Source organism: Lawsonibacter faecis (assembly GCF_014287675.1).
In the GTDB taxonomy this organism is placed as follows: domain Bacteria; phylum Bacillota; class Clostridia; order Oscillospirales; family Oscillospiraceae; genus Pseudoflavonifractor; species Pseudoflavonifractor faecis.
In genome coordinates, this window is sequence record NZ_JACOPQ010000001.1 from 24,820 (window position 1) to 36,969 (window position 12,150).

At 60.5% G+C, this 12,150-nt stretch carries 10 protein-coding genes, 1 tRNA gene and 1 other annotated feature (1 of these 12 only partly in view); of the genes, 4 read left to right on the forward strand and 7 right to left on the reverse strand.

Annotated features, from left to right (window positions below; genetic code table 11):
- Nucleotides 1-86: 86 nt before the first annotated feature.
- Nucleotides 87-746: a peptidoglycan recognition protein family protein gene (locus H8S62_RS00100; RefSeq protein ID WP_155145496.1), complete on the forward strand. Its 660-nt coding sequence runs from the start codon at nucleotides 87-89 to the stop codon at nucleotides 744-746.
- Between the two features lie 113 nt (nucleotides 747-859).
- Here the strand turns inward: H8S62_RS00100 and H8S62_RS00105 are convergent, their stop codons facing one another.
- The gene (locus tag H8S62_RS00105; protein ID WP_155145494.1) at nucleotides 860-1,318 is read right to left on the reverse strand and encodes a cupin domain-containing protein; all 459 of its coding nucleotides are present in this window, start codon (nucleotides 1,316-1,318) and stop codon (nucleotides 860-862) included.
- Nucleotides 1,315-2,169, reverse strand: a complete 855-nt coding sequence (locus H8S62_RS00110; RefSeq protein ID WP_186918114.1) for a pyridoxamine kinase — start codon at nucleotides 2,167-2,169, stop codon at nucleotides 1,315-1,317. Before H8S62_RS00110 ends, H8S62_RS00105 begins: the two co-directional genes overlap by 4 nt.
- A 136-nt stretch (nucleotides 2,170-2,305) precedes the next feature.
- Here H8S62_RS00110 and H8S62_RS00115 point away from each other — a divergent pair.
- The 3 genes from H8S62_RS00115 to H8S62_RS00125 all read left to right on the forward strand — a co-directional run bounded on the left by H8S62_RS00115 (nucleotide 2,306) and on the right by H8S62_RS00125 (nucleotide 4,814).
- Nucleotides 2,306-2,385 (forward strand) — tRNA-Leu (locus H8S62_RS00115).
- 248 nt (nucleotides 2,386-2,633) lie between these two features.
- On the forward strand, nucleotides 2,634-3,305 hold the full coding sequence (locus H8S62_RS00120; RefSeq protein ID WP_186918115.1) for a hypothetical protein: 672 nt from the start codon (nucleotides 2,634-2,636) through the stop codon (nucleotides 3,303-3,305).
- Between the two features lie 300 nt (nucleotides 3,306-3,605).
- Entirely contained in the window at nucleotides 3,606-4,814 is a 1,209-nt protein-coding gene (locus H8S62_RS00125) for an MFS transporter (protein ID WP_186918116.1), read from the forward strand.
- Nucleotides 4,815-4,992: 178 nt separating this feature from the next.
- On the opposite strand, the gene H8S62_RS00130 is transcribed toward H8S62_RS00125, so the two are convergent.
- From H8S62_RS00130 to H8S62_RS00150, 5 genes are all read right to left on the reverse strand, one after another.
- Nucleotides 4,993-5,523 (reverse strand): hypothetical protein, encoded by a 531-nt coding sequence (locus H8S62_RS00130; protein WP_186918117.1) that lies wholly within the window; start codon nucleotides 5,521-5,523, stop codon nucleotides 4,993-4,995.
- A 56-nt stretch (nucleotides 5,524-5,579) separates the two neighbouring features.
- Nucleotides 5,580-6,512, reverse strand: coding sequence for a LysR family transcriptional regulator (locus H8S62_RS00135; RefSeq protein ID WP_155145485.1), 933 nt, complete (start codon nucleotides 6,510-6,512; stop codon nucleotides 5,580-5,582).
- Nucleotides 6,513-6,738: 226 nt separating this feature from the next.
- Nucleotides 6,739-8,100 (reverse strand): amidohydrolase, encoded by a 1,362-nt coding sequence (locus H8S62_RS00140; protein WP_155145483.1) that lies wholly within the window; start codon nucleotides 8,098-8,100, stop codon nucleotides 6,739-6,741.
- Nucleotides 8,101-8,160: 60 nt separating this feature from the next.
- Nucleotides 8,161-10,245, reverse strand: a complete 2,085-nt coding sequence (locus H8S62_RS00145) for an NAD(P)/FAD-dependent oxidoreductase (RefSeq protein ID WP_155145481.1) — start codon at nucleotides 10,243-10,245, stop codon at nucleotides 8,161-8,163.
- A gap of 23 nt (nucleotides 10,246-10,268) precedes the next feature.
- The gene (locus H8S62_RS00150) at nucleotides 10,269-11,747 is read right to left on the reverse strand and encodes an SLC13 family permease (protein ID WP_155145479.1); all 1,479 of its coding nucleotides are present in this window, start codon (nucleotides 11,745-11,747) and stop codon (nucleotides 10,269-10,271) included.
- A gap of 295 nt (nucleotides 11,748-12,042) precedes the next feature.
- Nucleotides 12,043-12,150, forward strand: a binding site (T-box leader); it runs 128 nt beyond the window's last position.

A 12,150-nucleotide genomic window follows, 5' to 3' on the forward strand; every position in this document is an offset into this window, starting at 1 on the left:
CTGACAATTCTCCCCGAACCCTGTCAAAACGCCCCGCCCCGTGGTATGATAGAAGACACAAACTACCCGGGTGGTGAACTGTTTCCATGCCTGCCGCAATCTATGAGCGGCCCCGCCGCACCAGGCGCCGGGGCGTGCCGCCCCTCCTGATCTTCGCCGTTGTTTTCTTCTGCCTGGCCGTCCTGGCCCGGCTGTTTCTCCCCGTATTTCTTCCCTCCCAGCCGCCCGAACCGGTGAACCCCCTGCCCGACGCGGTTCCCGACTGGGTGGAACAGGCCCTCCTGCCAGTCAACGACTACTCCCGCCCCGGCACCTGGCTGGACGCGGTGAACGGCGTGGTCGTCCACTACACCGGCAATCCCGGCACCACCGCCATGCAGAACCGTAACTATTTCGCAGGCCTGGCCGAGACGCAGGAGACCTCCGCCTCCAGCAATTTCATCATCGGGCTGGACGGCGAGGCCCTCCTCTGCGTCCCGGTGAACGAGGTGGCCTACGCCTCCAGCCAGCGCAATTCCGACACGCTCTCCATCGAGGTATGCCATCCGGATGAGACCGGCGCCTTCAACGCCGCCAGCTATGAGACGCTGGTCAGGCTGGTCCAGTGGGCTGTGGATACCTACGGCCTGGAGCGGGACCAGATCATCCGCCACTACGATGTGACGGGCAAGGAGTGCCCCCTCTACTATGTCCGCAATCCCGATGCCTGGGAGGAATTCCTGGATCGGCTTGCCTTCCCCTCCTGAGCCGCCCGCCGCCGCGCCTCACGCGCTCCGCAGACGTCCCTCAGGGGTCCGCCGCCCGTGTTTCCCTCCTTTTACATCAAAGACGCCGCCTGTCTCCCGACAGGCGGCGTCTCCTATTCGTCTCCCTCCGGCTCGGAGGTCCATCCCCTCACCCGGTCCCGCCCGCGAAAGACCAGTCCCTGGTCCCGCAGATAGTAGGCGTCCTCGTCCGGGTAGATGCAGACGTCTCCGGTCTCCACCGTACCCACGTCCAGAATCTCCATAGGTCCCGTCCCGGTATTCACAAAGCAGTGGGCATTTTCCACTCCGCAGGGCTTTGCGAAAAAGTCTCCGGCCTTCACCCTCCGCTCCCCATCCCGGGTGCGCAGAGTTCCCTCCCCCTTCAATACCAGAAAAAACTCCTCCTGCGCCGTGTGGGCATGGAATTTAGACCCCTGAGCCCCCGGGGCAAGCGTGTCGATGGCGGCGTAAAGCTTCCGGCTCCCCGACGCAGCCCCGAGCTGCCGGACGGACCCGCCGGGGTATTCCTCCCGGTGCTCCTCCGGGAACTGCTCCAGACCCAGTATCCTCATGTTATCTCCTCCCTGTTTACCAGCGCGCCCAGCAGTCCCTCAAACTGCACCCCCTCCAGTATGGGGGTACCCAGCTCCAGCGTCCTGCGGACAGCCCCGCGCACAAACTCCACCGCGCACTCTGCCGCGTTTCTCAGCTCCCCGCCCCGCAGCAGGGCGCCCAGCAGCACGCTGGCGAAGAGGTCCCCCGTGCCGGGATACTGTCCCTCCTCCCTCCGGCTCATTGCAATGCAGGTCCTTCCGGTCTCCCGGTCCAGGCAGGCTGCGCCCACCTGTCCCTCCCCGGCGGATACCCCGGTGATGACTACCGAGCGCTTTCCCTCCAGACTCAGCCGCTCCAGGGTGCGCCTCACCTGGTCGGGCCCCGGCGAGGCGCAGTATGGCTCGTCCAGCAGCAGCGCAGCCTCAGTCAGATTGGGCGTGATGAGATCCGCCCTGTCGCAGAGCGACTTCATCTTCTCGCACATCTCACCCGTGTAGGTGCGGTACGCCCTGCCATGATCCCCCATCACCGGGTCCACCAGTACCAGAGTTCCCGCCTGCCGGAACCGACCGATAAATTCCCCCAGCAGGCCGATCTGCTCCGCCGAGCTGAGAAAGCCGCTGTAGATGGCATCCAGCGCCACGCCCAGCTCAACCCAGTGCTCCGCAGTCCGCGGCAGCTGTCCGGTCATGTCCAGAAAGGACGCCCGCTCCGAGGCTGGAAACCCCGTGTGGGCCGAGAGGTAGGCCGTGGGCACCGGGCAGCACTGGCAGCCCATGGCCCCCAACACAGGAAGGGCCACAGTGAGCGAGCACCGGCCGAAGCCGGTCAGGTCGTGTACGGCGGCCACCTTGGGCGCAGCATTCATTTCGGTCACATCCTTAATCCATGTCTGGGCTGGGCCAAATGCAGTTGGCTATTGGATCTTATTATACCGGCTTTCCAGCCGTACTTCAATTGACTTTTTCCGGCCGGGATGCTAAAATACCACCAGCCGCCTGTTCGCGGGTATGGTGGAATTGGCAGACACGCCAGATTTAGGTTCTGGTGGGCAACCGTGCAGGTTCAAGTCCTGTTACCCGCACTAAATGAGAAGACCGTCGACTTTTGTCGGCGGTCTTTTGCTATGTCTATGTTCATGTAGCTTTGCAAGACGTTTAAAGCAGTAAAGGCCGCCGACATAAGTCGGCGGCCTTTTGCTATGCCTGTATTCATGCAGATTTGCAGGACGTTGAAAACAGTAACGTCCTATAATTACACGCGAAAGCAAAGTTGAGTGACAGGATTAAGTTTTGGCGATATAATTATGATAAGAAAAAAGGGGGGATTGGTTTGTTAGATAATCTTATTCTTGCATACCGTAGCAAATATTACGATTGGAACTTAAAAGAAACTGCTGAGTTTTATAAGAAGAATAAAAAAATCCTTTGGGGACTTATTATTTTTATTCTCATTGCAATAGCTTCTATAATATACAGTCTGATTAGCCACACCAGTGTATTAATGCTTGTTCTTATGTTAATAGAACTAATTTTAGGAGTTGCTAGTGACCGACTGATTGTAAAGCGTCATCGGCAGTTTATTTCTACAAAGAAAGAACATATAAACAATGTAACATTATTTTTGAAAACTGCAATTCCTGGTAAAGATTTGTTTTCTAAAAAGCAAGTTGAAGAATTGATAGATCGTTTATCAATTCGTATAGATACTGGTGCTCCATTCAATAAGTTCAAATCGGATCTCCGCAATTTTGGAAAAGTTATTATTTTTCCGATTATTACATACATTGCAGGAATATACACTGCAAATGTCAGTGAGCTTGAATTTATGGTAGTTTTAGCTTGGGCTATTAGCATCATTCTCATAATTGGCTTGGGCTATGCAATGTGGGGCATGCTTTCTCAGGGACTACAAAAAATCACTTGCCGAAATTACGATGCGGCAATAGCGTTGAAAGAAGATTTGCTAGATATTAAGCTGCTGTTTTTTGTGAACGATAAGTAACATTTAAAATACAGCTTGCCGATTGCCTCTAAACCATTGATATGACTGGGTTTTTCCAAGTCCAATAATTGCACTCCGACCAAGTTGGAAGCTACATTTTGGCCTTGCGATGCAGGGCTGAAATGTAGCTTATACTTTTGAATAAATCTTTATGATATACTGATTTATTCCCCTGCGCAAATTTTGATTGACATCCCCTGTTCTCTCATGGTACACTACCAAAACTCTGCCCAATATGGACGCAGCCTCACGTCCCGCTCCTGCGAACCCATCCGTTGCGGAATCAACAGGAGGAATTATTTGATCAAACATTGGAAGCGCAAATTCGTCATTCTCTGGGTGGGCCAGGCGGCCTCCCTCCTCACCAGCAGCGTCTCCCAGTACGCGCTGGTCTGGTACCTCAACGACATGACCGCTTCGGCGGCGGTCCTGTCCATGTCCATGCTGGCGGCCATGCTGCCCCAGGGCGTTCTGTCCCTGTTCACCGGCTCCTTCGCCGACCGCTTTGACCGCCGTGCCATCATGGTAATCGCCGACGGCGCCATCGGCGTGGTCTCCCTGGGCCTGGCCCTCTTCGCCGCAAGCGGCAGTCTCCCTGTTTGGCCCATCATGGCCGCCCTGGCCCTGCGGAGCGTGGGCGGCGCGTTTCACGCCCCCTGTCTCCAGGCGGTCACCCCTTTGCTGGCGCCCCCCGAGCTTCTCGGCAAATGCGCCGGCTGGAGCCAGGGCATCCAGACTGTCTCCTTCCTGGTCTCCCCGGCCCTGGCCGCCGTTCTGTACGCCAATTTCCCCCTCCACTGGGTCATCCTCATCGACACCCTGGGCGCCGCTTTCGCCATTCTGGGCCTGCTGGCGGCCCGTCTCCCTGTGCTGAAGGTGGGCGGCGGGCAGCAGAAGCTGCGCATCTGGCAGGACACCAGGGAGGGCTTCGCCATTCTGCGCTCCAAGCGCTGGCTTTGGGAGCTGTGCCTCCTCTGTGCCCTGTTCTGTGTGGCCTTCATGCCCGTGGGCGCGCTCTTTCCCCTGATGACCACCCAATACTACGGCGGCGGAACCGACGCCGTCGCCCTGGTGGAGACCCTCTTCTCCGCCGGTATGCTGGCCGGATCGGTGATTCTGGGCGTCTGGGGCGGCACCAGGAACAAGATGGTCACCATGACCGCCGCCATCCTGGGTATGGGCGTGTTTCTGGTGGCGTGCGGCCTGCTGCCCTCCACCGCCTTCTGGGTCTTCGCGGTGCTCTCCGCCCTCATGGGGCTGTCCAGCCCCTTCTTCAACTCCCTCTTCATGGCCCTTTTGCAGGAGAAGGTGGAGCCGGAGTACCTGGGCCGGGTACTGGGTCTCTCCAACGCCATTATGACCCTGGCCTCCCCCATCGGCCTGGTGGCCACCGCCCTCTTTGCAGGCAGGACGGGGATTACCGTGTGGTTTCTGGCGGCCGGGCTTGTGACTCTGGCTGTCGGCGCGCTGGCAATTCTTCTGCCGTCGGTGCGCAACTGCGATAAATAGGTGAACAACAGCCAAGCGCTGCCCCAGAAGAACAGGGGCAGCGCTTTTTTAATCCAATATGGCCATTACATCGTAAATTGTAATCAGGGGTGATTGCACTGCATTTTAAAGTATTTCAGAGCTTCGCCAGGGCGATGTAAAACAAGTCGGAACCGCTGACTTGCAATATTCAATTTCGTCATCCCACTATGATGCAGGAAAACGCAACCGCTTCTCCCAGCGCGTCGTACATGGCGATAGAACCGCCCACTGCCGGAAGCGCGACGGCGAAGGGCTGGTCTGGGTCCACCTCAATCACAGTGACCACGCCCTCGCTGCTCATGAGCTCAACGCGCGCCACCCGCTGCGCGTTGAGCGACAGGATGGCGGAACCGTTCCCGCCAAACTCCAGCAGCTCAATGCCGCCCTCCGAAATCCCCTCCCGGGCGCCGCCCATGTGGAAGTGGTAACCCGGGTCCAAAGCGCTCTCCTCCCGCAGGTATACGGCGCAGGTATGGCCCCCGCGGCTCTCATCGTAGAAGAGCAGTGCGGCCACACCGCTGTCCACGGACTCCGATACGCTCCAGGCCGCATCGATTTTTTGCCTCTCCCGCGCATCACGCTCCAGCTCACCGGCGCTCACGCCGCGCCCGGCCAGCAGTCCCAGCCCCAGCGCTACCGCCGCTGCGGCTGCAATCCCATAGAGAAGATACCTGGTTCGCCTGCGCATAAGTCCTCCTTTGTGTGCCGGAGACGTCGGCGCGAGACCGCCGCGCCCGGCCTTCCCTACTCCTCCCCGGCCTGAATCCGCTCCAGGAAGGGGATCTCCCGGATGTGCTCCACCAGCAGCCGTTCCGGCGCGGTGAGTTTCTCCTCTCCGGGGTGAATGATGTAAAAATGGACCGGCAGGGAGAAATTCCGAATGGACATTGGCTTGACCTGCCCCCTGCGCACCCGGTAGTGGTTTACCACCGACACCCACGGAAAAACCGCCACCGCCCTGTCCCTGGCCACCTGCTCCAGCAGAATGTCCTTGTCGTGGGTGTAGCAGGGGTAGTCCTGGGCGAAGAAGTCCCGGTAATAGGCCTTGGTGATGGACCCGTAGGGGTCCGGGTACCGGGCAATCGTCAGCCCCTTCAAGTCGTCAAACTCCAGCAGCTCCTTCTGTGCCAGCGGATTTTTGGTACTGATCATCACCTGAAACGGGTCCTCGAAGAGAAAATCCAGCTTCCAGCCGTTCTTTTCACAGAAGGGCGCGTACTCGGAGTACTTGGCGGGTATCACGCCGATCAGCCCCACGTTGAATTTCCCCTGCTGGATGTCGGCCAGAACGGTATCGTCCCCGCTGGCGAAGCAGCACAGGTGATAGTCCCCGCCCGCGTTCTCCACCGCCGCCTCGATGAGAGGCAGCAGGTTCCGGGTCACCGACGTAAACCCCAGGTTCACGTTGCCCCCCTCCTCCGCCCCCACCTGGGAGAACTTGTCCCAGCCCCGGATGATGGAGAGGACCATCTGGGCCTCCTCGAAAAACTTCTCCCCCGCCGCCGTCAGGGTCATGCCCTGCTTGGACCGGCGGAAGATGGTAAAGTCCAGCTCCCGCTCCAGGCTGTTGAGGGACTCGCTCAGGGCGGGCTGGGTCACAAACAGGTTGGCCGCCGCCCTGGTCATGGAGTGGCACTTAGCAATTTCCGTCACATATTCCAGCTGCTCCAGGCGCATGACGCTCCGCCCCTTCCCGGGGCCCCGGAGGGGCCCGCAGTTCGTGATTCCGGCATCGGAAATCCGGCTGCCCCCGGAGCGTGATTTCCTACGCCAGGTTACTGAACAGTATACCCTTTTTTGTCGAAGATTGCAAAGGCCCCGGCAGAACTTCCGTCCGAAATTGTATTAAAAACCGCCGGCGCGCCCGTAAAGGCACCCCGGCGGTTTTTAATTCCTTTTCCTGTCAATTCTCTTCCTGGAACTTGCGGTAAGGCCCAATCCCCTTTTCCGCCTTGCAGCGGTGGAATTCCTCCCGGCAGCGCTCGGCCAGGCCCGGCTCTATCAGCGCGTCGTACATGGCCTGGGACATCAGCTTGGCGGCGTAGACCGCGGCCTTCTCGCCGATGCTGGTGCCCGACGCCGCCACCACGCTCCAGTGGTGTCCCGGCGTGCCCTTCACCCGGCCCGGCCCCCGCACCTGGAGGGTTGGCACGATATGGCTCACGTCCCCCACGTCGGAGGACCCGGCGATGTAGATGGGCTTCGGCGGATGGGCAGCGGTCGGCAGCAGCGCCTCGTTATCCCCGGGCGCAGCCTTCCCGGTGGTATTCTCATAGACCTCCCGGGCGAAGCGGTACTCCTCCTCCGTATAGGCGATGGGCTCCACCTCCCCCACCGCCCGGTAGCAGAACTCGTTGAGCACGTGGTTGGGGAGGGACCCGTAGCAGTGACTCTTTACGCGGCGCTTCATGGTGGTCCCGGTCATCAGGGCCGCCCCCTCCGCCACGGCGGTGACCCGCTCCAGAATCTCGTCGCTCCCCGCGTCGTTTGACCGCACCAAATACCGCACGGCGGCGTACTCGGGCACCACGTTGGGGGCCGTCCCGGCGGAGAGATAGCTGTGGTGGACCTTGCAGTCCTCGGTGATGTGCTCGCGCAGGTACTGCACGCCCACGCTCATCAGCTCGGCCGCGTCCAGGGCGCTCCGGCCCGCCCAGGGCTGCATGGCTGCGTGGGCGGACTTCCCGAAGAACTCGAAGGTCACATCAGTCGATGCGGCGGACACCATGTCGTCAAAGCTGGGGGCCATATCGCAGGGGTGCCATGCGAAGCAGAGGTCCAGCTCGTCGAAATACCCCTCCGCCGCCATGCGCACCTTGCCCTGGAGGCTCTCCTCGGCAGGTGTGGCCATAAACACCAGCGTTCCGCCCAGCCCCTCGGCCTCCATGGCGCTCTTGAGGGCGGAGGCCGCCGCCACGGCGCAGGAGATAATTTGGCAGTGCCCGCAGCCATGGCCCGGCCCCTCAAGGGGCGCCTTGTGGGAGACGCAGTCCTGCCCCAGGCCGGGCAGGGCATCGTACTCGCCCAGGATGGCAATAACCGGCCTGCCGCTGCCGTACCGCGCCACGATGGCGTTGGGCTCGCCGCCGTCCCCCATCAGGGAGAAGCACTCCGGCGCAAAGCCCTGCTCCCGCAGGAAGGCCGCCGTCTCGGCGCAGGCGTAGTGCTCGTTCAGGGCGGTCTCGGGCCGCGCCCAAATCCGGTGCTCCAGGGCCCTGACCTGCGCCTCATGCCGCTCAAACCAGCCGCTCAAATATTCGTTCATCTTGTCCTCCTCCAAAAATAGACGCGGGGCGGCGGTATTTGCACCGCCGCCCCCGCCTGATTAGTAAGTAATGTTCCTGGTGGACAGCGCCAGGATGGCGTCGAACCCGGTCCGGGTGGCGTGGTAGAGGTTGCTGGGCTTCACGCAGTCGCCCACGGGGATCACGTCGAAGGCCGTGCCCCGGAAGGCGTCCCGCTCGGCGGCCTTGGGCTTCATCCCGGCGGTGAGAACCACCGTGTCGGCGGGAATCAGCTCTTCCTTCCCGTCCGGTCCGGCCACCCGGACGCCCCCGGGGGTAATCTCCACGCAGCGGGTCTCGGTGCGGGTGGTCACCCGCTCGGCGATGTGGGTGGTCTCGTCCAGATACATGGCGGTGTTGATGTCGTAGTCATGCTCCAGGAAGTGGAGGGTAGTAATCCGCTCGGTAAAGGTGCTGTCCGCAGCCAGCATGTCGGTCATCTCAATGAGGTCCACCTGATGGCCGTCCCGGCCCAGCTCCAGGGCGGTCTCGCAGCCGATCATACCCCCGCCCACGATGACCACCTTACGGCCCACCCTGTCCAGATTGGCCCTCACGTCCACGCCGAAGATGACGTTGGGCCCGTCCACGCCGGGGATGGGCGGCTTGGCGGGCTCCGCGCCCACGGCCACGATCACCGCGTCCACCAGATCCTTTTTCACCTGCTCGGGAGTGGCGGCGGTGTTCAGCCGCACGTCGATGGCGGATTTCTTCACCTGGCGGACCAGGTAATCCCTGAAGTTGGCCAGGTCCTGCTTGAAGTCAATGCCGTCGGCCAGCTTGAGCTGTCCGCCCAGGCGGTCGGACTTCTCGTAGAGCACCACCTCATACCCCTGGCGGACGCCCTCCAGGGCGGCCTGCATCCCGGCGGGGCCGCCGCCGACCACGGCAATTTTCTTGTGGACCCCGTTGCGGGGGAAGTGGGGCATCATCCAGGGCCGGCCGTGCATGGGGTTCACGGAGCACTCGATGTGCCGGGTGGATTTCTTGAAGTCCTGGAGGATGACCTTTGCGTTGGAGTTGGTGCGCCCGGCTCCCACGTCGGTGCAGCGCAGGCACTTGATACAGGGGCGTATGTCGTCCGCCCGGCCCGCCCGGGCCTTCTCCGGCCAGTCCGGGTCGGCGATGAAGGCCCGGCAGGCGGCCACGAAGTCGGCCTTCCCCTCGGCGATGATGCGGTCGGCCAGGGCGGGGTCGTTGATGGCGCCCACGGTGGTCACAGGGATTTTAATGCCCGCCTTCTTCATGGCCTCGGCGGCGTAGAGGTTGCAGTTGTGGGGCATGAACCGCCCCGGATGCATGACGCCCCGGGCCACGGCGTTGCGGCGGGAGCCGACGGAGCAGTGGATGATGTCGATTTTGTCCTCGATCATCTTCACAAACTCCACGGCCTCCTCCACCGTCATGCCGCCCTCGATAAGCTCATTGGTGGAAAGGCGGTACTCCAGGATAAAATCGGGCCCCATGGCGGCGCGGATGGCGTCCAGCACCATGATGGGGAAGCGGGCGCGGTTTTCCAGGCTCCCGCCGTACTTGTCCTTACGCTGGTTCTCCACCGGGGAGATGAACTGGCTCAGCAGCCATGAGTGGCCGCCGTGGACCAGGGCCATGTCCGCGCCGCCCCGCTTGGCCATGATGGCAGCGTCGGCGAACTGCTGCGCCACCTCCAGCATATCATCCTCGGTCATCTCGTCGCAGACGTTGCCGTTGGGCATCACCTTGGCGGAGGGGCCGATGGGGTTGCGCCCGCCGTTGTACTGGGGCAGGGACCACTGACCGCAGTGGCTCAGCTCAATGGACACCAGCGCGCCGTAGGTGTGCACGTAGTCGGAGAACTGGTTGAACTGGCGCAGGGTCAGCTCGTCGTACATATTGATCTGGTTGTTGTGGCCGCAGCCGTTGATGGGGGAGATTTTGGCCTCGGCGGTGGTGACCACGGCGGCCCCGCCCCGGGCCTTGTTGCCGTAGTAGACGCAGGCCTCCGGGTTGAGGAAGCTCTCGGTGGTGACCAGGTTGTTCATGCCCTGGGGCGCGGCGAAGATGCGGTTTTTAAAGGTGGTCTTTTTGATGGTCATGGGCTGAAACAGGTGCGGATAGAGCTCCTCAAAGGGCAGCAGTTCACTCATTGTAATTCCTCCTAATCAAGGCGTCAATGGAACATGACGTTGGCAAGCGGCAGTCCGACGATGTACATGATAATCAAATCCAGCCCCACGCATATCAGGCCGTACTTAAGGGCGTTGCGTCCGGGAACCCATTCCTTGTTGCCGTAGATAAGGGCAGCGGGCAGGCTGCCGGCGGGGGTGGCCAGGGCGCAGGAGCAGACGGTGATGAGCACCATCATCAGCGCCTGGGAGTTGACGTTGGGGTTGGTCATGCAGAGGGTGTAGGCGATGGGGGTGAAGATGATGCCGGTGGCCAGGTTGTTGCAGAAGTTGGTCACGATGCAGGCCGTCAGCAGCAGCAGGATGGAGAATACCAGCACGCTCTTCCCCGCCAGCAGGGGGGACATGGTGTCGGAGATAAACTGCTTGATGCCGGTCTCCTCGCTCTCGATGGCCTTGGAGATGACCATGGCGCCCGCCAGCAGGAAGTAGGAGTTCCAGTCGATGTTGCCGTCCACCATCTGCTTGAGGGGCTTGCCCATCTTCAGGTTCAGGAACACCATGAAGAATACGGCCAGCGCCGTGGTGCCCACGGTGCCCAGATTATTGAGCACCTGGGTGACGGCCCACTCCTTGGGCATGATGCTGGGGAAGAGGAGCATGCAGACCACCACCAGGAAGTACACCAGGATGAACTTCTGGTAGGGGGTTACAGTCTCCTTGCTCTCGATGTGCATCTGGGAGTTGGTGATTTTGGATACGTCAGGCCGGAAGACGAAGCGGCACAGGAGCAGATAGCCGCCGATGACCACCCAGTCGGTGATGAGCATCCAGATGAAGTACATGAAGTAATTGATGGTCAGGCCCGAGAGCTCGGTGTAGGAGCCCAGCATAATCATGGACAGGGACTTGAAGGGGAAGAGCTGAAAGGCCATGGAGCCGGAGAGCACGATGCCGACGATCATCAGCATCGGCCACTTCTCACCCTTCTTGAAGCCGTACACATCGCAGATGCCGTACAGCATGGTCCACATGATGAGGATTGCGGGGATGAGGGAGATCATGCAGGAGAGCACAAACATGGCCAGGCACAGCAGGAAGGAGAGCACCCAGGGCTTGCCCTTGGCGATCTTCAGGCTGACCAGCTTGTCCGCCAGGCTCTTCACCGCGCCGGAGGAGTTGAGAATTCCGGCGAAAATCATCATGAAGAGCACCAGCATCACGTTGGTGTGGCCAAAGCCGGAGGCGAACACGCTGGTCACGCTGGCGTAGCCGGAGGTGCCCAGTGCGATTAGGCCCAGAACGCTGGGCCAGTGGAGCGCCACGGTCAGCCAGCCCCAGATCATGCCCAGGAAAATGCCGGCCACCCGCATGCCAAGCGGGGTGATGCTTCCGACGGGAGGAAGGAAGCCGAAGCCGAACATCAGCGCCACGCTGATAAAGCTGTTGATATAGGTCGCCGTGGTATTGTTGGATGCGAAAATGGATTCCTTTTTGGTCAGCAGGGTATTATCCGTTGCCATTTCTTTCCCGCCCTTTCTCTATGTTTCTCTTTCTCTCTGCGCCGTAAAAATAAACGAACCTCCCTTCCAGTATTGCCTTTGTTTTTGACGAATTGCACATTCACTATGTCTTTATTTTAACGAGCCGCATTCAAATTGCATAACTGGGTCTCCCTATGGCGAGATAGAAAAAACTTATCACGTCCCGCCCGCTCCCTGTGTTCCGCCCACGTCCCCCGCCCTGTCCCAAAAATTCTCCACCCTCCGCCTCTTGACAAACACCCGCCCTTCCGATACAATCAATGCAATATCTCCCCCAAAGGCGAGGAAGGGAATAAGACCAGGCTGTCCCGCTCAGAGAACCGGTGGTTGGTGCGAACCGGCGCGAGGGCTTCTGGTGTATACTGGTCCCGGAGCCGCCCGC